The sequence below is a fragment of the Pantoea rwandensis genome, from assembly GCF_002095475.1.
GTDB classification, from domain to species: domain Bacteria; phylum Pseudomonadota; class Gammaproteobacteria; order Enterobacterales; family Enterobacteriaceae; genus Pantoea; species Pantoea rwandensis.
The window spans coordinates 1-24,763 of sequence record NZ_MLFR01000044.1 but is presented as its reverse complement, the minus strand read 5'-3'; the positions used below and the strand labels follow the sequence as shown (position 1 = coordinate 24,763).

At 52.9% G+C, this 24,763-nt stretch carries 22 protein-coding genes; 21 read left to right on the top strand and 1 reads right to left on the bottom strand.

Annotated features, from left to right (window positions below; all coding sequences use genetic code 11):
• The first annotated feature begins 846 nt into the window (after window positions 1-846).
• From flhD to cheZ, 13 genes are all read left to right on the top strand, one after another.
• Window positions 847-1,197: a flagellar transcriptional regulator FlhD gene (gene flhD / locus HA51_RS25305; RefSeq protein ID WP_039333407.1), complete on the top strand. Its 351-nt coding sequence runs from the start codon at window positions 847-849 to the stop codon at window positions 1,195-1,197.
• Entirely contained in the window at window positions 1,197-1,775 is a 579-nt protein-coding gene (gene flhC / locus HA51_RS25300; RefSeq protein ID WP_084938207.1) for a flagellar transcriptional regulator FlhC, read from the top strand. Before flhD ends, flhC begins: the two co-directional genes overlap by 1 nt.
• A 131-nt stretch (window positions 1,776-1,906) precedes the next feature.
• Window positions 1,907-2,794, top strand: a complete 888-nt coding sequence (motA, locus tag HA51_RS25295) for a flagellar motor stator protein MotA (RefSeq protein WP_084938206.1) — start codon at window positions 1,907-1,909, stop codon at window positions 2,792-2,794.
• Entirely contained in the window at window positions 2,791-3,822 is a 1,032-nt protein-coding gene (gene motB / locus HA51_RS25290) for a flagellar motor protein MotB (protein ID WP_084938205.1), read from the top strand. The genes motA and motB overlap by 4 nt, the downstream gene beginning before the upstream one ends.
• Before the next feature lie 10 nt (window positions 3,823-3,832).
• Entirely contained in the window at window positions 3,833-5,800 is a 1,968-nt protein-coding gene (cheA, locus tag HA51_RS25285; RefSeq protein WP_211282988.1) for a chemotaxis protein CheA, read from the top strand.
• Window positions 5,801-5,822: 22 nt separating this feature from the next.
• Complete coding sequence (gene cheW, locus HA51_RS25280; protein ID WP_084938203.1) at window positions 5,823-6,320, top strand: chemotaxis protein CheW; 498 nt, start codon at window positions 5,823-5,825, stop codon at window positions 6,318-6,320.
• A 169-nt stretch (window positions 6,321-6,489) separates the two neighbouring features.
• Window positions 6,490-8,166 carry a methyl-accepting chemotaxis protein gene (locus tag HA51_RS25275; RefSeq protein WP_084938202.1) on the top strand — a complete coding sequence of 559 codons (1,677 nt, stop codon included), beginning with the start codon at window positions 6,490-6,492 and terminating at the stop codon, window positions 8,164-8,166.
• A gap of 249 nt (window positions 8,167-8,415) precedes the next feature.
• Complete coding sequence (locus tag HA51_RS25270; RefSeq protein ID WP_084938201.1) at window positions 8,416-10,086, top strand: methyl-accepting chemotaxis protein; 1,671 nt, start codon at window positions 8,416-8,418, stop codon at window positions 10,084-10,086.
• Between the two features lie 265 nt (window positions 10,087-10,351).
• On the top strand, window positions 10,352-12,031 hold the full coding sequence (locus HA51_RS25265) for a methyl-accepting chemotaxis protein (RefSeq protein ID WP_084938200.1): 1,680 nt from the start codon (window positions 10,352-10,354) through the stop codon (window positions 12,029-12,031).
• 90 nt (window positions 12,032-12,121) lie between these two features.
• The gene (gene cheR, locus HA51_RS25260) at window positions 12,122-12,997 is read left to right on the top strand and encodes a protein-glutamate O-methyltransferase CheR (RefSeq protein ID WP_084938199.1); all 876 of its coding nucleotides are present in this window, start codon (window positions 12,122-12,124) and stop codon (window positions 12,995-12,997) included.
• Window positions 12,994-14,043 carry a protein-glutamate methylesterase/protein-glutamine glutaminase gene (locus HA51_RS25255; protein WP_084938198.1) on the top strand — a complete coding sequence of 350 codons (1,050 nt, stop codon included), beginning with the start codon at window positions 12,994-12,996 and terminating at the stop codon, window positions 14,041-14,043. The genes cheR and HA51_RS25255 overlap by 4 nt, the downstream gene beginning before the upstream one ends.
• Before the next feature lie 39 nt (window positions 14,044-14,082).
• Entirely contained in the window at window positions 14,083-14,472 is a 390-nt protein-coding gene (gene cheY / locus HA51_RS25250) for a chemotaxis response regulator CheY (RefSeq protein ID WP_007892562.1), read from the top strand.
• A 9-nt stretch (window positions 14,473-14,481) separates the two neighbouring features.
• Window positions 14,482-15,123: a protein phosphatase CheZ gene (gene cheZ, locus HA51_RS25245; RefSeq protein ID WP_084938197.1), complete on the top strand. Its 642-nt coding sequence runs from the start codon at window positions 14,482-14,484 to the stop codon at window positions 15,121-15,123.
• Between the two features lie 45 nt (window positions 15,124-15,168).
• Here cheZ and HA51_RS25240 read toward each other — a convergent pair whose 3' ends face one another.
• Window positions 15,169-15,990: a DeoR/GlpR family DNA-binding transcription regulator gene (locus tag HA51_RS25240; protein WP_084938196.1), complete on the bottom strand. Its 822-nt coding sequence runs from the start codon at window positions 15,988-15,990 to the stop codon at window positions 15,169-15,171.
• A 376-nt stretch (window positions 15,991-16,366) separates the two neighbouring features.
• Here HA51_RS25240 and HA51_RS25235 point away from each other — a divergent pair, with 376 nt between their 5' ends.
• The 8 genes from HA51_RS25235 to HA51_RS25200 form a co-directional block, all read left to right on the top strand.
• Entirely contained in the window at window positions 16,367-17,164 is a 798-nt protein-coding gene (locus HA51_RS25235; RefSeq protein ID WP_084938193.1) for a GolD/DthD family dehydrogenase, read from the top strand.
• Window positions 17,165-17,229: 65 nt separating this feature from the next.
• The gene (locus HA51_RS25230) at window positions 17,230-18,165 is read left to right on the top strand and encodes a D-ribose ABC transporter substrate-binding protein (protein ID WP_084938190.1); all 936 of its coding nucleotides are present in this window, start codon (window positions 17,230-17,232) and stop codon (window positions 18,163-18,165) included.
• Window positions 18,166-18,208: 43 nt separating this feature from the next.
• A complete protein-coding gene (locus tag HA51_RS25225; protein WP_084938188.1) occupies window positions 18,209-18,820 on the top strand; it encodes a DUF2291 family protein in 612 nt (203 codons plus the stop codon).
• Window positions 18,821-18,829: 9 nt separating this feature from the next.
• Window positions 18,830-20,350, top strand: coding sequence for a sugar ABC transporter ATP-binding protein (locus HA51_RS25220; protein ID WP_084938184.1), 1,521 nt, complete (start codon window positions 18,830-18,832; stop codon window positions 20,348-20,350).
• Window positions 20,351-20,369: 19 nt separating this feature from the next.
• Window positions 20,370-21,437 carry an ABC transporter permease gene (locus HA51_RS25215; protein WP_084938181.1) on the top strand — a complete coding sequence of 356 codons (1,068 nt, stop codon included), beginning with the start codon at window positions 20,370-20,372 and terminating at the stop codon, window positions 21,435-21,437.
• 11 nt (window positions 21,438-21,448) lie between these two features.
• Complete coding sequence (locus HA51_RS25210; RefSeq protein ID WP_084938178.1) at window positions 21,449-22,246, top strand: glucose 1-dehydrogenase; 798 nt, start codon at window positions 21,449-21,451, stop codon at window positions 22,244-22,246.
• Between the two features lie 165 nt (window positions 22,247-22,411).
• Window positions 22,412-23,848 carry a YchO/YchP family invasin gene (locus HA51_RS25205; protein WP_084938175.1) on the top strand — a complete coding sequence of 479 codons (1,437 nt, stop codon included), beginning with the start codon at window positions 22,412-22,414 and terminating at the stop codon, window positions 23,846-23,848.
• Between the two features lie 91 nt (window positions 23,849-23,939).
• The coding region (locus HA51_RS25200; protein WP_084938173.1) for a hypothetical protein at window positions 23,940-24,763 on the top strand (824 nt) is incomplete at its 3' end.

Genomic DNA, 24,763 nt, shown 5'->3' with positions numbered 1-24,763 from the left:
TTTTGGTTAAAAACCGCTCAATCAGACAGCCATAAAGCTTTTTTTAACGCTTACCCTAAAGATTTGAATGGCCAGGCCGATAGTTTCCTCACATCAATAAGTAAAATCTGCAATTCATTCATGATTCTAATGTAACTCTCTGTTACATCCACTGCCGTTCGCTAAACACTCCCTACAAAGACCTGACAGTTCCCAAGCGCACTCCCACCAGTATTCACGCTTCTCTATCAGCGCGGGTTTAATGTCAGTAAGTAATATTCCCTGTAAGTGATTAATTTAAATACAAATAATCATGCTGTGTTTTGGTGTTTTATGCTGCCATTTAATTGAATGGTGGTTTGTTGTGGTGATTTAAGTGCAACAGCACAGATTAAAGATCGCATTGTAATGACAATCTGCCGTAGGGCGTAAATCCGACGATGAGTGAGTGAAATATTAGCGAAACAATTCAAATTAGGTCAAAAAACAGACAACATAAAAGCAATTCTGAAGCTTCCAGGAAAAAATTTGCCTTAAAAGTGTGACGTAGATCACACTTTATCTAAAATTTCGAGCCACTCACGTTGTATGTAGAAATCAGACGATATAGATTTGCCTTGTTTTCGGATTAGTCTTAAAAAACTGTAAGCAGACGTCACGGAAGATGGTTACAACTCAAGAAAAGAATGGCCTGGAGTTTTGACTACTACTGATTAATGTCCCCTGAGGGAAGTGAAACAGTTCAGTACACGTTGGCTTTGCCTGATTATTTTTTGCCATCTTTAGATTTACCAACCAGCAACCCGAACCATAGAAATTTTAATTCTGTGGCCGTATATGTGTCGCGTCTATCAGGATGGGAAAAAAATGGGTACATCAGAATTACTAAAACATATATATGACATCAATCTGTCATACTTGCTTCTTGCTCAGCGTTTAATTAACCAGGAAAAAGCTTCAGCAATGTTTCGTTTAGGCATCGATGAATCGATGGCAGATGCATTGTCACAATTAACTTTGCCTGAAATGGTGAAGTTAGCGGAAACCAATCAATTGGTTTGCCAGTTCCGCTTTACAGATCACAATCACATTAATCGTTTGACTCAAGAATCACGCGTGGATGACTTGCAGCAAATCCACACCGGTATTTTATTATCCAGCCGTTTACTGCGGAGTGCGTCAAAAGATGATGCCTCTGCGAAAAAGAGGGCGGTGTAATGACCGAGAAAAGTATTGTTCAGGAAGCGCGCGATATTCAGCTGGCAATGGAGCTGATTACCTTGGGCGCAAGACTGCAGATGCTGGAAAGTGAAACCCAGTTGAGTCGTGGTCGCCTGATCAAGCTGTACAAAGAGTTACGTGGTGCACCACCACCGAAAGGCATGCTGCCATTCTCAACAGATTGGTTCATGACCTGGGAACAAAATATCCACTCATCCATGTTCTGTAATGCCTGGCAGTTTCTGCTGAAAACGGGCTTGAACACCGGTGTTGAAGCGGTAATCAAAGCATATCGCTTGTATCTTGAGCAGTGTCCGCAATCGGACGAGGGCCCGCTGTTGGCGCTAACGCGTGCATGGACCCTGGTGCGATTCGTTGAAAGTGGCATGCTGGAACTGTCTGACTGTAAATGCTGTGGCGGGAGCTTCATCAACCACGCACACCAGCCAGTGGGCAGCTTTGTTTGCAGCCTGTGCCAGCCGCCATCTCGTGCCGTAAAAAGACGTAAACTTTCTGCAGATACTGCCGATACCTTTCCACAACTGCTGGATGAACAGGTTAAACGCGCCGTTTAAGTTTGTTCGCATCGTGGAATACATCCAGCAGCGGTTAATCCCGCTGCTTTTTTTTGCCCACGATTTACGAATAACACCTGCGGCTCTCTGGCTTAACTTCTACCAACACGTTACGGACGTAAGGATTTTTTGTGCTGATTATTCTGGGTTATATCGTGGTCGTCGGCTCCGTGTTGGGCGGCTATATGATGGTCGGTGGCCATCTGGGAGCACTTTATCAGCCTGCCGAACTGATCATTATCGGTGGTGCCGGTATTGGTGCTTTTTTGGTGGGCAACAATGGCAAGTCGATTAAGAAAACGTTAAAAGCGCTGCCTTTGTTAATGCGCGGGTCGAAATATAACAAATCTGTATACATGGATTTAATGGCACTCCTTTACCGTCTGATGGCGAAATCACGCCAGCAAGGCATGCTGTCATTAGAACGCGATATTGAAGATCCCAGCCAGAGTGAAATTTTTGCTAACTATCCGCGTATTTTGTCCGATAAACAGTTGGTGGATTTTATTACCGACTATTTGCGGTTGATGGTGAGCGGAAATATGAATGCGTTTGAAATTGAAGCGCTGATGGACGAAGAGATCGAGACCTACGAGCACGAGTGTGAAGTGCCAGCACAAAGTTTATCGGCCATGGGTGACGGTTTGCCAGCTTTTGGTATCGTCGCGGCGGTGATGGGTGTAGTCCATGCACTGGCCTCTGCGGACCGTCCGGCGGCGGAACTGGGCGCACTGGTTGCCCACGCCATGGTAGGAACCTTCCTCGGTATCTTATTGGCCTACGGTTTTATTTCACCGCTGGCATCCGTGTTGCGTCAGAAATGTGCTGAAACCACCAAGATGATGCAGTGCGTGAAAGTGACCTTGCTCTCAAGCCTCAATGGTTATGCACCGCAGATCGCCGTTGAGTTTGGCCGTAAAACGCTTTATTCCAGTGAACGTCCATCCTTCTCAGAACTGGAAGAACACGTGCGTAACGCTAAAAACCCAGCGAAACAAACGTCGGATCAAACTTCATGAAAGCGGGTAATCGCCCCATTGTGGTGGTTAAGAAGCGCAAACACAAAGGTCACCATGGGAGCCACGGCTCGTGGAAGATTGCCTATGCCGACTTTATGACGGCGATGATGGCGTTCTTTATGGTGATGTGGCTGCTGTCTACCGCCAGCCCAAAAGAGTTGATTCAGATTGCAGAGTACTTCCGCACGCCGCTTAAAGTCGCGTTAACTGGGGGGCAGCGTAGCAGCGATAGCGAAAGCCCCATTCCTGGCGGGGGTGATGATCCCACCCGTAAAGACGGTGAAGTAAAAAAAGTGGTGGACATGGACGCGCAAAAGAAAAAGCTCGAAGAGATTCGACTGAATCGCCTGCGTGAAAAACTCGACCAGTTGATCGAAGCCGATCCGCGCCTGAGAGCGCTGCGACCGCACTTGATCATCAACATGGTTGAAGAGGGGCTGCGCATCCAGATTATAGATAGCCAGAACCGACCGATGTTTAAAACGGGCAGCGCGGAAGTGGAGCCTTATATGCGCGACATCCTGCGCGGTATTGCCCCAGTGTTAAACGATATTCCCAACAAAATCAGCCTTGCTGGCCATACCGATGATTTCCAATATGCCAGTGGCGATCGCGGTTACAGCAACTGGGAACTCTCTACTGACCGTGCAAACGCGTCACGTCGGGAGTTGGTGATTGGCGGGCTGGACGGCGGGAAGATGCTACGTGTTGTCGGCATGGCCGATACCATGAAGCTGAAAAACCGCGGATCGGATGATGCGGTCAATCGCCGTATCAGCCTGCTGGTGTTAAACCACGACACACAAGTTGCCATTGAGAAAGAGAACTCTGAAAGCGATGCCGCGCAGATAACTGACCCGGCACAAATTATTCCCGACATTACCGCACCCACCGGACCGGCAGCCACCACTGCACCGGCAGGTACTACCACGCAGCCAGCCGCACCGGCCAGCGCGGTAACACCTGCAGCAGCGGACAAGCCAGCGGCGAGCGCGGTGACACCAGACCAACCCTCACAGCCGAGGTGATCCCGTGAGCATGGACATCAGCGATTTTTACCAGACGTTTTTTGATGAAGCCGATGAGCTGTTAGCGGATATGGAGCAACACCTGTTGGGATTGGATCCCCAGGAGCCCGATTCCGAGCAGTTGAATGCCATTTTCCGCGCCGCCCACTCCATCAAGGGCGGGGCCGGTACGTTTGGCTTTACGGTTTTACAGGAAACCACCCACATCCTGGAAAACATTCTGGATGGTGCGCGTCGCGGCGAAATGCAGCTTAGCACCGACATCATCAACCTGTTTTTGGAAACCAAAGATATTATGCAAGAACAGCTCGATGCCTATAAAACGGCGCAGGAACCGAACGCAGAAAACTTTAAATATATCTGCGAAGCACTGCGTCAGTTGGCGCTGGAAGCTAAAGGTATAGCACCTGAAGCGCCAAAAGCGGCTGAAGTGGTCGAGATTGCCGCACTGGTTGCCGTAGCGGGTCTGCGTGTACAACTGGTCGATCTGAAAGAGAAAGAGCCCGAGCTGATGCTGGAAGAGCTCGGCAATCTGGGTACCGTCACCAACGTGGTTAAAGGCGCGAATACGCTGGAAGTGACCATTGATGGCGTAGGTAAAGATGACATCGTGGCGGTGCTGTGCTTTGTGTTAGAAGAAGCGCAGATTCAGTTCCCGGAAGGTGCGGTAGCTGAGGTTTCAGCAGAGGATGAACCGGAAGCAGAACCGGTCCAAACGGCCACCGTGACGGACATCACGCCGCCCGCCAAACGCGAGGCGAAGCGTGCTGCAGCGCCAGCGAAAGCCAGCGAATCTACCAGCATCCGTGTGGCGGTAGAGAAGGTCGATCAGCTGATCAACCTGGTGGGCGAATTGGTGATCACTCAATCCATGCTGGCACAGCGCTCTAGCGCACTGGATCCCGTCGCGCACGGTGACCTGCTGAATAGCATGGGTCAACTGGAGCGCAACGCCCGCGATCTGCAAGAGTCGGTGATGTCGATTCGTATGATGCCGATGGAGTACGTGTTCAGCCGTTTCCCGCGTCTGGTCCGCGATTTGGCCAGCAAGCTGGGTAAAGAAGTTGAACTGACGCTGCTCGGAAGCTCAACTGAGCTGGATAAGAGCCTGATTGAACGCATTATCGATCCGTTAACGCACTTGGTGCGTAACAGCCTCGATCACGGTATCGAGACGCCAGCGAAACGTCTGGCCGCTAACAAAACCGGCGTGGGTAACCTGACGCTGTCAGCGGAACATCAGGGCGGCAACATCTGCATCGAAGTCATTGATGACGGTGCCGGTTTGAACCGCGAACGTATTCTGGCGAAAGCCTTGTCTTCTGGCTTGCCTGTCAGCGACAGCATGAGCGATGAAGAAGTCGGCATGTTGATCTTCGCGCCAGGTTTCTCCACAGCTGAACAGGTTACCGATGTATCCGGTCGCGGCGTGGGTATGGACGTGGTGAAACGTAACATCCAAGAGATGGGTGGACACGTTGAAATATCTTCGAAGCAGGGTAAAGGCACCACCATCCGTATTCTGTTGCCGCTGACGCTAGCAATCCTTGATGGCATGTCAGTCCGTGTGGCGGATGAAGTGTTCATTCTGCCGCTGAATGCCGTGATGGAATCATTGCAACCGACCGCTGAAGAGCTGAAACCGCTGGCCGGTGGTGAACGCGTACTTGAAGTGCGTGGCGAATATCTGCCGCTGGTTGAGTTGTGGAAAGTGTTTGAAGTGCAGAATGCCAAAACCGACGCCACACAAGGCATCGTGGTGATTCTGCAAAGCGCAGGCCGTCGTTACGCCCTGCTGGTGGACCAGCTTATTGGTCAGCATCAGGTGGTCGTCAAGAATCTGGAAAGCAACTACCGCAAAGTGCCGGGCATTTCTGCCGCCACCATCCTCGGTGATGGCAGCGTGGCGCTGATTGTGGATGTCTCAGCACTGCAATCGTTGAACCGTGAAAAGCGTGTGGCCGGTGCCGCAGCGTAATAGATAATGAAAGGGCAAAAAAATGACTGACATGGCAACCGTGACCAAAATCGCTGGCGAAACCGTGGGCCAGGAATTCTTAGTTTTCACCCTGGGTGATGAAGAGTACGGCATCGACATTCTGAAAGTGCAGGAGATTCGTGGCTACGATCAGGTCACCCGCATCGCCAACACGCCAGAATTCATCAAAGGCGTGACCAACCTGCGTGGCGTCATCGTGCCGATCATTGATCTGCGCGTTAAGTTCGCGCAGTTGGATGTGGAATATAACGAAAACACCGTGGTGATCGTGCTGAACCTCGAACATCGCGTGGTCGGCATCGTGGTCGATGGCGTATCTGACGTGTTGTCACTGACGCAAGATCAGATTCGCCCGGCACCTGAGTTCGCTGTCACCATGTCCACCGAGTACCTGACCGGTCTGGGTGCGCTGGGTGAGCGTATGCTGATTCTGGTCGACATCGAGAAACTGCTGAGCAGTGAAGAGATGGCGCTGGTGGATACCCTGCGTAGCGCGTGATGCGTTAAAAGCGGGCCGCATCACGGCGGCCCGTTATCATCACGAAGCTAAATTAATTCTTTGTAATACAACAAGATAAATTGTAAAAACCCTACTTTTTCTCTCAATATTCCCCGGCATTGGTCGATAACTGCTCTGCGTCATTTTTCTTCATTTTCCAGGGCAAACTATGTTTACGAGAATCCGCGTTGTCACCAGCTTATTACTGGTGCTATTGGTCTTTGGTTTTCTACAACTGGCATCCGGGTCGCTGTTTTTTAAAGCGCTAAGCGATGACAAAACCAGTTTCAGCGTTTCACAACTGGCGAGTAAAAATACCGCCGCCATCAACGATGCTTACATGAGTCTCAACCAAAGCCGTGTGGTGTTAACCCGCATTCAACTGCGCATGGCAACCAGCAAACTGGCCGGTTCTGAGCCAGACATTGCCGGTTTGTATGACGACAGCAAAGCCTTCCAAAAGAGTGCAGCAGATCACTATCAGCTGTTTAAAGCGATTCCGGACACACCGGGACAGAATGACGAGCTGAATAAGCATCTGGATGCGACCTACACCGCGTATGCCAGTGCGCTGAGCCAGATGCAAGCAGCCTTACAGGCCAATGATTTGGTGCTGGCGGGTAAGTTACCTGTCGCACCGAGCCAGAGTGCTTTCTTAAAGGATTACAGCCAATGGCGCAGCGACCAGGACCGTCTAACTGAAGTGGGTGTGGCAGCCAACGTGGCAGCGTACCAGCACATGATGTGGCTGCTGGGTGTGGTGATGGTGGTGGTGATCGCCGTCATTGCGCTGTGCTGGACCGGCCTGCGTAAAGTGCTGATTAAGCCGCTGAATGACAACATCCAGCATATCCAACATATCGCTCAGGGCGACCTGACACAGAACATTGCTATTGAAGGCCGCAATGAGATGAGTCAACTGGCGAGTAGCCTGCATGATATGCAGCAGTCACTGGTGCGTACCGTCAGTAACGTACGCGATGGCTCGGACGCTATCTTCACCGGTGCCAGTGAAATTTCTGCCGGTAATAACGATCTTTCCGCGCGCACCGAAGAGCAAGCGGCTTCACTCGAGCAGACTGCGGCCAGCATGGAGCAGCTGACTGCCACGGTGAAGCAGAACGCGGAGAACGCCCGTCAGGCTTCACAACTGGCGCTGAGTGCCTCTGAAACCGCGCAGAAGGGCGGTAATGTCGTGCAGGGCGTGGTGCGTACCATGAGCGATATTGCCGGGAGTTCAAAGAAGATTGCCGATATCATCAGTGTGATCGATGGCATTGCTTTCCAGACCAATATTTTGGCACTGAACGCGGCGGTTGAAGCAGCACGTGCCGGTGAACAGGGGCGTGGATTTGCCGTGGTTGCCGGAGAAGTGCGTAGCCTGGCACAGCGTAGTGCGCAGGCAGCGAAAGAGATCAAAAGCCTGATTGAAGACTCGGTGAGCCGAGTGAACAGCGGTTCTGAGTTGGTGGGTACCGCTGGCGAAACCATGAGCGAAATCGTCAGTGCTGTCACCCGCGTGACCGACATTATGGGCGAAATCGCCTCGGCATCGGATGAGCAGAGCCGGGGTATCGACCAGGTAGGTCAGGCGGTCACTGAGATGGATCGTGTGACGCAACAGAACGCTTCATTGGTCGAAGAATCTGCCGCTGCTGCTGCATCACTGGAAGAGCAGGCCAGCCGTTTGAGCCAGTCTGTCGCGGTGTTCCGCGTGGCGCGTGGTGCACAACCTGCTGCTGCCAGTGCCGTGGTGCGTCATCCACAGATTGCTCCCCCCGTGCTGAGTGCACCGCGTAAAGCCGTCACCGCACCGGTCAGTGACAGTAATTGGGAAACGTTTTAATCATCGTTAAGGGCGGGAGATAGTGCGTCCGCTGCCGCAATATCTCAATTTTTCAATAACATCTATGCGCCTTTATCGCTAAACCGATAAAGGCGCATTTTTTATAATGTTAATTTATTTAGTTATTAAACTCTGTAAAGAAACCCATTGGCAGAATTATATTTTGTAAAATCCTCAAAAGCCCCTCAGAGTTTAACAACTGCGGTCGATAACAGCGGGAGCCGAAACGCATCACTCTTTGGAGAACCCATGTTAAAACGCATTAATGTCGTCACCAGCCTGATCGCCGTGTTGCTGGTATTTGGAGCTTTGCAGTTACTATCCGGTGGGCTGTTCTGGTCTGCCTTACAAAAAGATAAAGAGGCGTTTGCAGTGGCACAAACGTCGACCAATAACGTTGGTGCTATGTCCGATGCCTGGATTGAACTCAACCAGACGCGGACCGTGCTAAACCGTGCGATGTTACGTATGCAGGGTACCGCAGCCGCGCAGGCTAACGGTGGTCAGCTGCAGGCGCTGATTGCCCAGACGGAGAAGCAATTAGACGTTGCCGCAGGACATTATCAGCGTTACTACAATCTGCCTGGCACGCCGGGACTACCCGACGTACTGCGTGACCGACTGGAAAGCGATTATGCGGCCTTCAACGATGGCTTGAAGGCCATGTTGGAGCGGTTAAAAGCCAACGATCTGCAGGGCATGTTTGCGCAAAATATCGAGGCGAAACAGGTCAAGATGAAGGCCACTTATGCGGAGTGGCGCACCGCGCAGGGCGCGTTGGCGGCAGAAGGCGTGGCACAAAATCAGCAGGCGTTCCACACCATGATGTGGCTGCTGGCCGTGGTCGCGCTGGTGGTGGTGTTCGTGATCATCGGTTGCTGGTATGGCTTACGCAGCGTGCTGATCCAACCTTTGCATCAGTTACTGGGTCATATCCGCCACATCGCCTCTGGCGATCTGACGCAGAACATCGCCGTGGAAGGCCGTAACGAGATGAGCCAACTGGCCGCGAGCTTGCATGAAATGCAGCAGTCGCTGGTCAGTACCGTGAGCAATGTGCGTGACGGTTCTGATGCTATTTTCACCGGAGCCAGCGAAATCTCTGCGGGCAACAATGACCTCTCCGCACGCACCGAGGAACAAGCCGCCTCGCTGGAGCAGACTGCAGCCAGCATGGAGCAGCTCACCGCGACAGTGAAACAAAACGCCGAAAATGCGCGTCAGGCTTCACAGCTGGCCTTAAACGCGTCAGATACCGCCCGTAAAGGCGGTGAAGTGGTGGATGGCGTGGTGAAAACCATGCATGACATTGCCGGCAGTTCTAAAAAGATCGCCGATATTATCAGCGTGATCGACGGTATTGCCTTTCAGACCAACATCCTGGCGCTAAACGCTGCTGTTGAGGCGGCGCGCGCAGGCGAGCAGGGACGCGGATTTGCGGTGGTGGCCGGTGAAGTCCGCAATCTGGCGCAGCGCAGTGCGCAGGCCGCGAAGGAGATCAAAGGGCTGATTGAAGACTCTGTTAATCGCGTGAACAGCGGCTCGCAATTAGTCGGCACTGCTGGTGAAACCATGAATGACATCGTTGGCGCCGTCACCCGTGTCACCGACATTATGGGCGAGATCGCTTCGGCGTCAGATGAGCAGAGTCGCGGTATCGATCAGGTCGGCCAGGCGGTCACCGAGATGGATCGCGTCACTCAGCAGAATGCTTCATTGGTCGAAGAGTCGGCTGCTGCAGCGGCTTCCCTGGAAGATCAGGCCAGCCGTCTGAGTCAGTCGGTGGCCGTATTTCGCGTACCGCGCGGGTCTCAGGCAAACGTGGTGACCCGTCAGCCAGAAATCCGCGCACCTAAAGTCAGCACGACACGTAAAGCGGTAGCGGCACCGATCAGCGATAGCAACTGGGAAAAGTTTTAAGCGTCAATAACCCTTCGAAGATACCCGCAGCGGCGCTCTGTTTAACCGCCGCTGCGGGTTCACGCGGGAACATTGTTCGGTGCGCCCGTCATCCACTTGAATGGTTTCCGGGTCGCTGCCGAGAGTGCGTGACTCAGTAAAACCCGTTGCAACAATTATCCCTATTCCTGACTAATCCTCCGCTGGTCCAACCCCTGCGAATCAACATAAAGATCCCCTCGTAATCGCCGATAACAGGAGCGATCCGCCAACCAATGAGGTGTTTATGTTTAGTCGTGTTCGTGTCGTTTCCGGTCTGCTGTGTGTACTGGCGCTGTTTGCCTTACTGCAGCTGTTTTCCGGTGGGATGTTTTTTACCACGGTGAAAGCCGATAAAGAGAATTTTGCCTACAACCAGCGTCTTAGCACGCTGCAACGGGCGATGGGCACCTCTTGGGTATCGCTGGTTCAGGCGCGTAACACGCTGAACCGTGCAGGGATCCGCTATCTGTTAGATAGCCAACAAGCCGGCTCTGGCGCGACCGTGAAAGATCTGGTGGCGTTGGCAAGTGAGGAGTTAAAAACCGCTGACCAGGCATTTGCCGAGTTCAACGATAATTTGTCTGAGAAAGGCAAAAGTGCAGAAAACGTAAAAACCCTGCAGTCCAACTACAACACCTTCCGTAGCGGACTGGCAGAGCTGATTGACTTCCTGGGGAGCGGGAATTTCAAAGGCTTTGTCGATCAGCCTACACAGGGAATGCAGGATAAGTTCGAAAAGGATTACACCGCGTGGCTCGGCTACAACATTGTGCTGGCGAAGCAGGGCATTGATGCCAATGAGAGCGCCTATCAGCACGCGATCATGTTGGTTGTCGGTACCTTGCTGGTGACCTTACTGGTGATTCTGCTGGTGTGGAATGGCATGCGTAACGTGCTGATCCGCCCACTGAAGCAGAGTATCGAACATATCCGTCACATTGCTCGCGGCGATCTCACCCAGCAGATTGATACCAGCATGCGGAATGAGATGGGTGAATTGCTCAGTACGTTGCAGCATATGCAGCAAGAATTAGCGAACACCGTACGTACCGTGCGCGATGGCTCGGATGCCATCTACACCGGTGCCAGTGAAATCGCCATGGGTAACAACGATCTCTCTTCCCGCACCGAGCAGCAGGCCGCTTCACTGGAAGAAACCGCAGCCAGCATGGAGCAGTTGACCGCCACCGTGAAGCAAAACGCCGAAAACGCCCGTCAGGCTTCTCAACTGGCGCTGACCGCCTCTGAAACCGCGCAGCATGGCGGCAAAGTGGTGGATGGCGTGGTCACCACCATGAAAGAGATCACCGGTAGTTCGAAGAAAATTGCCGACATCATCAGTGTGATCGATGGCATTGCCTTCCAGACCAACATTCTGGCCCTGAACGCTGCGGTTGAAGCTGCACGTGCGGGCGAGCAAGGTCGTGGCTTTGCGGTGGTGGCGGGCGAAGTGCGCAGTCTTGCACAGCGCAGCGCCCAAGCAGCGAAAGAGATCAAAGGCCTGATTGAAGACTCCGTCAGCCGCGTCAACACCGGTTCGGTGCTGGTAGAAAGCGCGGGGGAAACCATGACCAACATCGTGAATGCCGTGACGCGTGTAACCGACATCATGGGCGAAATCGCCTCGGCGTCGGATGAACAGAGCCGTGGTATCGACCAGGTTGGCTTGGCAGTGAACGAAATGGATCGCGTGACACAGCAAAACGCCGCGCTGGTGGAAGAGTCGGCAACGGCTGCTGCCGCGCTGGAAGATCAGGCTAGCCGACTGAAACAGTCAGTTGCGGTGTTCAATATTGGTAAAGAATTTGTCGCCCAGGCCGTTAACGTAACTACAGCGCCAAAACTCTTGCGTCCAAGTGCAGCAAAAGCGCTGGCGCAACCAGCAGGTGCACGTAACGCGGACGAAAACTGGGAAACCTTTTAATCCGTGAGGCCGCCGCAAGGCGGCCCAACTGGCAGCACAGCAGTAATCGCAGTATCACAATTTAATCAGTTTGTTGCCGGGTGACCTGAAATGAAGAAAACGACGTTATTGGATCAAAGTGAAGCGACAACGCTGCTCTCGCAAATGGTGCAGCGCCTGCCGCTCTCAGATACTCACTTTCGTCGTATCAGCCAGCTGATCTATCAGCGCGCAGGGATTGTGTTAGCCGATCACAAGCGGGAGATGGTTTACAACCGCTTAGTGCGCCGATTACGCACGCTGAATATTGATGACTTTGGTCGTTATCTGGCGTTGCTGGAGCAAGACCAGAACAGTGCTGAGTGGCAGGCGTTTATTAACGCGTTGACCACCAATCTGACCTCATTCTTCCGCGAGGCGCATCATTTTCCCATCCTCGCGGATCATGCGCGTAAGCGTACGGGGAGTTACAGCGTTTGGAGCACCGCCGCCTCAACGGGCGAAGAGCCGTACTCCATTGCCATGACACTGGCAGAAACGCTAGGTGCAGGACCCGGTAAGTTCCAGGTCCACGCCAGCGACATTGACACGCAGGTATTAGAAAAAGCCGTGGCGGGTGTGTATCGCCAGGAAGAGCTGCGCACTTTGTCGCAATCACAGCTGCAGCGCTTTTTCCTACGTGGCACCGGTCCGCATGAAGGCATGGTGCGAGTGCGATCGGAACTTGCCAGCTTGGTTAACTACTCACAGCTGAATTTACTGGCCAACGACTGGGCGTTGCCAGGTCCGTTCGACGCAATTTTCTGTCGCAACGTAATGATCTACTTCGATAAAGAGACGCAGGAGCAAATTCTGCGCCGTTTCGTTCCCCTGCTGAAGCCTGGCGGCCTGTTGTTTGCTGGGCATTCGGAGAATTTCAGTCAGATCAGTAAAGAGTTCTGGCTGCGTGGACAAACAGTCTATGGATTGACCAAGGAAAGACGATGAGCAAGATCACCGTGATGTGCGTGGATGACTCTGCGCTGATGCGACAGTTGATGACGGAAATCATCAATAGCCACGCCGATATGGAGATGGTCGCGACTGCGCCGGATCCGTTGGTGGCGCGGGATTTAATCAAGCAATACAACCCACAAGTGCTGACGCTGGATGTGGAAATGCCGCGTATGGATGGCCTCGACTTCCTTGAGAAGCTGATGCGACTGCGCCCGATGCCGGTGGTAATGGTTTCATCGCTCACCGGCAAGGGTTCCGAAGTCACCCTGCGCGCACTGGAGTTAGGTGCCGTCGACTTTGTCACCAAACCTCAGCTAGGTATTCGCGAAGGCATGTTGGCGTATAGCCAGATGATTGCCGATAAAATCCGTGCTGCCGCGCGCGCCAAACTGCACGTGCGTGCGGCGCCGTCCGCGCCAGTGATGCTGAAAGCGGGTCCGCTGTTAAGTAGTGAAAAGCTGATTGCGATTGGTTCTTCGACGGGAGGAACCGAGGCGATTCGTCACGTATTGCAGCCTTTGCCGGCCACCAGCCCCGCGCTGCTGATCACGCAACATATGCCTCCAGGTTTCACTCGCTCCTTCGCTGAGCGTCTGAACAAGCTGTGCCAGATTACCGTGAAAGAGGCGGAAGATGGCGAACGTATTTTGCCCGGCCATGCGTATATCGCCCCAGGCGCTATGCATATGGAGTTAGGGCGCAGTGGCGCCAACTACGTGGTGAAACTCAATGATGGACCGCCTGTAAACCGACACAAGCCGTCTGTTGACGTGCTGTTCCGTTCCGTGGCGGTGCACGCAGGCCGAAATGCGGTTGGCGTCATCTTAACGGGCATGGGTAATGACGGTGCTGCCGGGATGCTGGAAATGCATCGCGCCGGTGCCTGGACCATCGCTCAGGATGAAGCCAGCTGCGTCGTCTTTGGTATGCCACGCGAAGCTATCGCGATGGGTGGTGCCAGTGAAGTGGTCGATTTAGGACACATCAGCCAGCACATGCTGGCAAAAATTAGCGCCGGACAGGCATTGCGAATTTAACGAGCCCGTCCTGCCGGACGAGACAACACAGGAGTAGATATGGCTGATAAAAACATGCGCTTTTTGGTGGTGGACGATTTCAACACGATGCGTCGTATTGTTCGTAACCTGCTGAAAGAGCTAGGATTCAATAATGTCGAAGAAGCAGAAGACGGTGTTGATGCACTGACTAAACTGCGCGCAGGTGGCTTTGATTTCGTGGTTTCTGACTGGAACATGCCAAACATGGACGGCCTGGAACTGCTGCAGACCATTCGTGCTGATGCGGCTTTGAGCAAACTGCCGGTGCTGATGGTCACGGCAGAAGCTAAGAAAGAGAACATCATCGCAGCAGCGCAAGCCGGTGCCAGCGGCTACGTGGTGAAACCTTTCACTGCCGCCACTCTGGAAGAAAAACTGGGTAAAATTTTCGAAAAACTGGGTATGTAAGGAGATGTGATGAGCGAACTTCCGAAACCAACCGAAGAAGCCTCGGCACACGAAATTATTACCCGTATCGGCTCGCTGACGCGTATGTTGCGCGACAGCCTGCGCGAATTGGGGTTAGACCAGGCGATTGCGGAAGCGGCGGAAGCGATTCCTGACGCGCGCGATCGTCTGGATTACGTAGTGCAAATGACGGCGCAAGCGGCAGAACGCGCGCTGAACTGCGTGGAAGCCGCGCAGCCACACCAGGACCAAATGGAATCCAGCGCCAACCAGCTGAAAGGCCGTTGGGATGCGTGGTTTGAAAATCCGATTGAACTGACTGATGCGCGTGAGTTGGTTTCGGATACGCGTCAATTTTTGACTGACGTACCAGGGCACACCTCTTATACCAACAAGCAACTGTTGGAAATCATGATGGCGCAGGATTTCCAAGACCTCACCGGTCAGGTGATCAAGCGCATGATGGATGTGATCCAGGAGATCGAACGTCAGCTTCTGATGGTATTGCTGGAAAATATGCCGGAAGCCAGTGCTGCAGCACGCAAAGAGGGCAGCGGCCTGCTGAATGGTCCGCAGATCCACGCTAATGCACCAGGCGTCGTGGCGAACCAGGATCAGGTTGATGATCTGTTAGATAGCCTCGGCTTCTAACACGCAGAATAGAGAGCGGCCCTTGGGCCGCCTTTTACGCTTTAATCAATAGAACGCCCGTTTTTTCACTTCTTCAACGCCTGCCACTAGCACCTGCACGCCTAAGTTCTCGAAGGCAGTAATTTGCGCCGAAGTAATCCCGCTGTCGGTGATTAAATAGTGAATTTTGCTCCATTCGCAGGGTAAGGCAAACATCGACACTTTATCGATTTTGCTGGAGTCGGCCACCACATAAACCGTACTGGCTGAGTTGATCATCGCCATCTTCACTTTGATATCCGTCTCACTCGGGAAGCTTAAACCCAGACGTGGCGAGATGCAGGCGGTCGCCAGAAACAGTTTCTCGGCCAGCACATTCTCAAAAAAAGAAGCCGCTTTTTCACCCGATGTGGAGAGCGTGGGAAACTTAAAGGTTCCGCCAGTCAGCAAAATATTGATTCCCGGCTCTCCACCCAGTTTCAGTGCAATATTCACCGCAGTGGTAATCACCGATAAGCGCCGAATGTGACCAATGGCCTCGGCAATCGCTGTGGTGGTGGTGCCGGAATCGAAAATCACCGTATCGCCGTTTTCCACATGCTGTGCCGCCAGACGACCAATGGCCTCTTTTTCCTCCAAATGGGTTTGACGTTCCAGCAGCAGCGCGCCGGTATTTTGCTTACCGGTCATCAAGGTGGCACCGCCGTGATAACGCTGAACGTGCCCCTCTTTTTGCAGCATACGCAAATCAGTTCGGATCGTCGCTTCGGTCAGGCCAAAGGTATCGGTCAGGGCTTTCACCGTGACGGTACCGTCTTCGCGGATCATCTCCAGGATCTTCTCGCGGCGCTGCTGCATGTCCGCCAGCTGCTCAGTTTTGCTTTTCAATCGAAATGCTCCCTCTTTCCAATCACGGTCTAATTCTGCCGATAAGAAAACCGAGGATGATTTTACTCTGCGAGATAAGGATTTGCGAGGCAGCCCGCACAAAGATGCGTTTTCGAATGAAAATAATATCGAGCCACGTGATTGATTTTACATCGACTCCGTAGCAGTTATTTTTATAGGGTAAAATCGGGAAAATGATTATTTTCAGTAAAAACAATTAAATAAAAAATGTTTTTGTGATTTGTATGAAATTTGATCTCACCCACAAACCGTTGCGAAACGATAGCTTATATTTTTGTTCGAAAATCATTATTACTTAGCGATAACTCGGCCATTTAAAACCAGAGCCGCCGAATCAGCACACAGGAGAGAAAGGATGAGTGGGGAATACGATGTCAACCTGCGCTACGGCGTAAACACCGATCTGGATTTAACCGGCAAAGTGGCGGTGGTTACCGGGGGGCTGGGCGGTATTGCGATGGCCAGCAACACAATGCTGCTTGAAAAAGGCGCCCGTCTGGCTCTGCTGTATCCTCCTTTCGAAAGTGACAAAGTGAGCGCCGTTCAGGAGCAATTCCCCGCGGATAGCGTGCTGCTGGTGTGCTGTGATGTCACCGATGCTGCCTCAGTGGAGGCGGCCTTTACACAGGTTGAGCAGCATTATGGCCAGATTGATATCCTGGTGAACTGTGCTGGGTACGTGATGTTGCAGCCGGTACTGGAAACCGATTTCGCCGAATGGCAGAAGCAAATTGCCGTTAACCTCACCGGACCTTTCCTGTGTTCACAAGCTGCGGGCAAACGCATGGTGCGTGCGGGTAAGGGGGGCAAAATTATCAATATCGCCTCGCAAGCTGCCTCTATCGCGATTGATAACCACGTGGCTTATACCTCCGCCAAAGCCGGTCTGCTTGGCATGACCAAAGTGATGGCAAAAGAGTTCGCCCCGCACCGCATCAATGTCAATACCTTGTCCCCGACCGTAGTACTCACGCCTATGGGTGAAAAAGCCTGGCGTGGTGAGAAGGGGGAGCAGATGAAAAAGCTCATTCCTTTAGGACGTTTTGCATACACCGATGAAATTGCTGCCGCTGTGCTGTTCTTCGCCAGTAACGGCAGCGACATGATCACCGGCGCAGATTTAATGATCGATGGCGGCTTCACCATCTGGTAACGCCGCGCCAGCACCAGTACGGCCTCAACCCTGCAATAACTACAAAACAATGAGAGAGCACGAACATGAAAAAACGTACCCTGTTGTTCACTGCCATTGCCAGTTGCCTGATCGCTCAATCCAGTTTCGCCGCCGACAAAGGCACCATCATGATCCTGGTTAACTCGCTCGATAACCCTTATTACGCTTCAGAAGCCAAAGGTGCCAACCTCAAGGCACAAGAGTTGGGCTATAAAACCAGCGTCCTGTCGCACGGTGAGGATGTGAAAAAGCAGAGCGAGCTGATTGATGCCGCTATCGGTAAAAAAGTACAGGGCATCGTACTGGATAACGCGGACTCCACCGCCAGCGTCGCCGCCATCAAAAAAGCCAAAGATGCGGGAATTCCGGTGGTACTGATCAACCGTGAAATTCCGGTGGATGACGTGGCATTGGCCCAGATTACCCACAATAACTTCCAGGCCGGTTCTGATGTGGCCAACGTGTTCGTCGAGAAAATGGGCGAGAAGGGCAGCTATGCCGAATTGACCTGTAACCTCGCTGACAACAATTGCGTGACACGATCAAAATCCTTCCATCAGGTGCTGGATCAATACCCTGACATGAAAAGCGTGGCGCGCCAGGATGCAAAAGGCACCTTGATCGACGGTAAACGCATTATGGACAGCATCCTGCAGGCTCATCCTGATGTGAAAGGCGTGATCTGCGGTAACGGCCCGGTCGCGCTGGGTGCGATTGCTGCGTTGAAAGCCGCAGGGCGTACCGATGTCACTGTGGTGGGTATCGACGGCAGCAACGATGAACGCGACGCCGTTGAGAAAGGCGATCTGAAAGCCACTGTAATGCTGCAGGCGCAGGCGATTGCCGCACAAGGGGTGACCGACCTCGACAACTTTATTCAGAAAGGGGTGAAACCGGAGAAACAGCGTGTGATGTTCCGCGGCATTTTGATCACGCCAGACAATGCGAAAGGTGTGCAGGACTTTAACTTCAAGTCGTAATCGATAATCGGTGCGCCCGTGTTACGGCGCCCAGGAGAAAGAGATGCACAAACGACTCTGGTTACTGCTTCCTATCGTGATCCTCAGCGGTTGCCGCATTGTGTCGCAGCAGGAGCTGGCCGACCTGAAAAATCCCCCCAACCCGAAAATGACCAATATCGCGCAGACCTGGCAGCAAAAACTGGTGCCGCAAATTCAGCATGACGCGAAACCGGTGGCAGAACTGCTCAACGCCCTGAAATCTGCCAAGGATTTTGACAGCGCCTGCAAGACCTACGGTTACCGTTCGCAGGAAGAAAACCCCTGTGTCTTCAGCGTCAATGTCAGTGGGGAAGTCACTGCAGTGAATACCACTTCTCGTAACGGACGCATGACGGTGAAAGATGTTTCCGGCGATAACGTGATCATTCAGATTGGCCCGATCTTCCCCGGTACGGTATTGCGTGATGCCTACAAAGGCGCCAGTTATCAAGACTTCAACGATCAGGTGCTATTTGGTGATTACAGCCGTGCCATCAATCAGCAGGCCGCCACTATGATGAGCAGCTTCAAGCCTAAAGTGGGCGATAAAGTCCAGCTTTCAGGAGTGTTCAGCAGCTTTGATATTCCACAGCAGGTGCCAAATGTGACGCCCGCTGCCATCACGCGGCAGTAAGGAGCGAACATGGCAAATCCGCAAAGTGACGTGATCATCGAAACACGTAATGTGTCGCGTATTTATCCCGGCGTGACGGCGCTCGATCAGGTGAATTACCGTGTCTACCGTAACAAAGTCAACGTGTTGATCGGTGAAAACGGTGCAGGCAAATCCACCATGATGAAGATGCTGGCCGGCGTGGAGACGCCATCATCAGGTGAAATCCTGCTGGACGGTGAGGTGGTCTCGCTTAACTCCACCCATCAGGCGGAGAAACATGGGATCAGCATTATCTTCCAGGAGCTGAACCTGTTTCCCAACATGAATGTGATGGACAACATCTTCATCGCCAATGAGTTTTTCCAGCGCGGAGTGATTAACGAAAAATATCAGTATGCGCTGGCAAAATCTTTACTGGAGCGACTGGAGTTGGACGTTGACCCTTATGCCCCGCTGGGGGAGTTGGGTATTGGTCATCAGCAGTTGGTGGAGATCGCCCGTGCTCTGTCAAAAGACACGCGCGTACTCATCATGGATGAGCCCACCAGCGCCCTGAGCCAGTCGGAAGTGAAAGTGTTGTTCAACGTGATCGACCAGCTCAAACGGCGTGGGGTCACCATCATCTATATCTCCCATCGGCTAGAAGAGCTGATGGAGATTGGCGATCACATCACCATTTTTCGCGACGGGCGCTTTATCAGCGAGCGCGAAGTCAGTGATGCTTCCGTGCCGTGGATCATCGAGCAGATGGTCGGGGATAAGAAAAAACATTTCGATTACCAACCGGCATCGCAAGGTGAAACGGTGTTGAACGTCAACGGATTAACGGCGTTGCATCAGAACGGCGGTTACAAACTCAATGATGTCTCCTTTTCATTACGCAAAGGGGAGGTGATCGGGATTTATGGGCTGTTAGGAGCCGGTCGCACGGAGTTGTTCAAAGGGCTGATTGGCATGATGCATTGTCAGTCCGGCAGCGTCAGTTTAAATGGCGAAGTATTGGATAAACGCAGCTTCCAGCAACGGCTCAAAAAGGGCATCGCGCTGGTGCCGGAAGACCGTCAAACCGAAGGCGTGGTACAGCTGATGTCGATCACCGCCAACATGACCTTAAGCGATCTCAGTCTACGTGGCTTCCGCCGCGCCTTACGTTTGCTCAACCCACAAAAAGAGCAGCGCCGGGTGGATGAAATGATTGGTCATCTGGCGATTAAAGTCAGCGATCCTGAATTGCCGATCACCTCATTAAGTGGCGGTAACCAGCAAAAAGTGGTGTTAGGGAAAGCACTCATGACCGGCCCGCAAGTGGTGCTACTGGATGAGCCGACGCGCGGCATCGATGTGGGTGCGAAAACGGATGTGTATCACCTGATTGGTAATCTGGCACAACAAGGTCTGGCGGTGATGTTTTCCTCATCTGAACTGGATGAAGTGATGGCACTGGCCGATCGTATTTTGGTGATGGCAGATGGCCGCATAACCGCTGACTTACCGCGCAGTGCGGCAACACGTGAAGCTTTGATCAGCGCCTCAACACCACATGATTGAGCCCGCAGGAGAGAAATAAATGAATCAAAAATATCTGCTCTATATGTACTTGCTGAAGGCGCGCACCTTTATCGCTTTATTGATTGTGGTTGGCTTTTTTAGCTTCATGGTGCCGAACTTCCTGACCACTTCAAACCTGCTGATCATGACGCAACATGTAGCTATCACGGGGTTACTGGCGATTGGTATGACGTTAGTGATTCTGACTGGCGGCATTGACCTGTCAGTCGGTGCCGTGGCGGGGATTTGCGGCATGGTGGCGGGCGCACTGCTGACCAACGGTGTGCCGTTGTGGGGTGGCAATACGCTGTTCTTTAACGTGCCTGAAGTGATTCTGGTGGTGGCGCTGTTTGGCATTGTGCTGGGCTTTATTAATGGCGCAGTGGTGACGCGCCTGGGTGTGGCACCTTTTATCTGCACGCTCGGCATGATGTATGTGGCCCGTGGCGCCGCGCTGCTGTTCAACGATGGCAGCACTTACGCCAACCTGGTCGGCATGCCAGCGCTCGGGAATACCGGATTTGCGTTTCTCGGCTCCGGCAGCCTGTTGGGTGTTTATATCCCTATCTGGCTGATGGTGGGTTTCTTGCTGTTGGGTCTTTACCTGACACGTAAAACGCCGTTAGGCCGCTATATCTATGCCACAGGCGGCAATGAATCGGCGGCGCGCCTGGCGGGTGTGCCCATCATCAAGGTCAAAGTGTTTGTGTATGCCTTCTCCGGTTTATGCGCCGCGCTGGTGGGGTTGATTGTCGCCTCCCAACTGCAAACCGCACACCCCATGACCGGCAACATGTTCGAGATGGACGCTATCGGCGCTACGGTGCTGGGCGGTACCGCATTGGCGGGCGGGCGAGGGCGCGTTTCGGGTTCAATCATCGGTGCCTTCGTTATCGTTTTTCTTGCAGATGGCATGGTGATGATGGGCGTCAGCGATTTCTGGCAGATGGTGATTAAGGGGTTAGTGATTGTCACCGCGGTGGTGATCGATCAGTTCCAGCAAAAATTACAAAGTAAGGTGGTGCTGCTGCGCAGACATGAAAAAAAGCAGCAATCGGCCGCCCTGCCTGAAGCGACACATGGATAACAGGAGGCAATATGACACGCGATTTTAGTGGTAAGACGGTGGTAATTACCGGCGCATGCCGGGGAATTGGTGCGGGTATCGCTGCACGATTTGCTCGTGATGGTGCGCGGTTAGTGATGGTTTCCAATTCCGATCGGGTTTTCACTACGGCGCAAGCGATTGAACAACAATACGGTAGTGAAATATTGCCGCTGCAGGCGGATGTCACCAATGAGGCTGAGGTACAGCAACTGTATCAGCAGGCCGCTGAGCGCTTTGGCAGTATTGATGTCTCGATACAGAACGCGGGCGTGATTACCATTGACCGTTTTGATGCCATGCCGAAGAGTGATTTCGAGAAGATATTGGCGGTGAATACCACCGGAGTCTGGCTGTGCTGTCGCGAGGCGGCGAAATATATGGTGAAGCAAGGCAGCGGCAGCTTGATTAATACCTCTTCAGGCCAGGGGCGTCAGGGGTTTATCTACACGCCTCATTACGCCGCCAGCAAAATGGGAGTGATTGGTATCACTCAAAGTCTGGCGCTGGAGTTGGCGCCTTGGCACATCACTGTTAACGCGTTCTGTCCCGGCATCATTGAAAGTGAAATGTGGGATTACAACGACCGCGTCTGGGGTGAGATCCTCAGTAGCGACAAGAAGCAGTATGGAAAAGGGGAGTTAATGGCTGAATGGGTGGAAAATATCCCGCTCAAACGTGCCGGACAACCCGACGATGTCGCGGGTTTAGTGGCTTTTCTCGCCTCTGACGACGCACGCTATATCACTGGGCAAACCATCAATGTTGATGGTGGGTTAATCTTCTCCTAAGGGCGGAAAGGCGGCAGAGTCAGATGCAGTGGCCGCCAAGCATCATCAGGCAATGTCTTAATTCGCCCTGGTACTTTCTGCATCGGCGGCAGAATGTGCTAGGGTATTCCAGTACAGTTTTGTGATCTACCTCTAATTCTGAACTGGATAGAAGCCTTTTTTGCTATGTCATCTGTTTTCTCAACGCTCAAATCACTGCGATTATTGCCCGCTGCCACTGGGCTGATTTTCACTGCGCCCGCACTGGCGCTGGTGACGGATACCCATGTGTCCGATGCGCCCTTTAGCGACCCTACACGCTTTCAGAAGATGGCGGCTGAATTACCCGCGCTGGGCTACGAAGATCAAAACGCGGCATTCAGCAAACAGCTCGCGACCATCGCTAAAAGCATTGGTGAGGCCAGTCAGGACAGCAGCAGTGACAATACCTTTGGTCATCAGGCGGGTATTTGGGCTTTCAATCACTTTCGTGATGAGGTGGGCGAACGGGTTGTCGATGAGGGCCAATCCCTGTTGTCTCCTTATGGTAAGGCGCAGATCGATTTCAACGTCGATATGGAAGGGAATTTCACCGGCAGTGGCGCATCACTGCTCACGCCTTGGGCCGATCGCTATCGCTCTCTGACGTTTAGCGAAGTGGGATTCCATCAAACTGATGACGGGCTGGTGGGCAATTTCGGACTTGGACAGCGTTGGACGGCAGGCAAATGGCTGTTGGGCTATAACGGCTTTGTTGATCGGATGTTCAACAGTGGCTTGCAACGCGCCTCATTGGGCACCGAAGCGTGGGGAGATTATTTGCGCTTCTCCGCCAACTACTACACGCCGCTATCCGGCTGGCAGAATCGTGATCCTTTTCAGCAGCAGCGTATGGCGCGTGGCTATGATGTGACGACGCAAGGCTACCTGCCATTTTATCGCCAGTTGGGTATGTCCGTCAGTTGGGAGCAGTATCTGGGCAATGATGTTGATCTGTTTAGCAGCGGCAATAGCTATCACAATCCATCGGCACTGACTTTTGGCGTTTCATACACCCCCGTACCGTTAGTTACCTTCTCTGCCAGCCATAAAACCAGTAATGAAGGGGAGAGTCAGGATCAGTTGGGCCTGCATCTTAATTATCGTTTTGGTGTGCCACTGAGCCAGCAGCTGAGTGCGGATAATGTCGCTGAGGCACGCTCGTTGCGCGGCAGTCGTTATGACATGGTCACACGCAATAGCACACCGGTCATGGAGTATCGCCAGCGCAACACACTGTCGGTGTTCCTTGCTACGCCCCCTTGGCAGCTCAACGGCGGCGAAAGTTTACCGCTGAAGTTACAGATCCGCAGTGCTAATCCGATTACAAAAGTGCTTTGGCAAGGTGATACCCAGGCGCTCAGTTTGACTCCGGGCGCAAATCCCAACGATCCGCAAGGGTGGAGTCTGATTATGCCGGCATGGGATAACAATTCGGGAGCGGCTAACAGTTACCGCCTGTCTGTGACGCTGGAAGACAGCAAAGGCAACCGTGTGACCTCCAACTGGATTACCTTGCAGTTGCAAGAGCCGTTCACGATTGATTCGGGTGATGAGAATCGCTTCAACCTGATGGCACCCTAACGCAGCGTAGTCAGCACCACGAAAATTGCTGCCCAAGCGTGCGAGATCATGTGTAACATGACGGCTGATTTTCAGGAATGGACTTCCTTTCATGCCTTCAATTCCGCTGCCGCTGGTCACGCTGTTAGTAATGATGATCTTAATGCTGACGCTGTGGATCGGCGATCGCCAGCGCTATCGCTTTGCCCTGCTTTTTCTTCTTGCCTGCTCGCTGCTTATAACGGTGGGGATGTTGCGATGGATTTGGCCTTCACCGTGGTTGATGTTGCTTCGCGTACTCATTGCGACCCTGTTACCTGCGCTAGCGTGGCACTGTTTTAGCCGTCTCACTCAACGGCCGTTTTCTCGCTGGCAAATTGCGCCTGCCATTCTCGCTATCATCATTATGCAATGCTGGTCGTCGGCTATTGATACGGTGCTATTCCTGCTTTACCTCGCCTATGGCGTAGCATTGATAAATGTGGGTTGGCGTGGGAGCGATAAATTTACTGAAGTGCGCCTCAGCGAAGCGTCAACGGCGGCGAAGATGGCTTTCGCTGCGGGTATTTTCCTGTGTTTCTCTGCTATCACCGATCTGCTGGTGGCGCTGGAGTTTGCCTGGCATCAGGGAATGTATGCGCCGCAGCTTATTGCGGTATTGCAAACGTTGATGCTGCCGTTCCTGGCGCTGGCCATTGCTTTCGCGGCGCACACGCGGCCATCTGAGCACGGGGAAGTAGAATCTCTGCCAATATTGGAACCGTTGCAGACATCGCAGCAGGCTGTGCTCTGTCTGCAACCGGAGCACCGGGCCGTACAATCTTTGCCGACATTGGCGGAGGTGCAGACAGCGGAGCAGGCTGTGCTCTGTCTGCAACCGGAGCACCGGGCCGTACAATCTTTGCCGATATTGGCAGAGGTGCAGACAGCGGAACA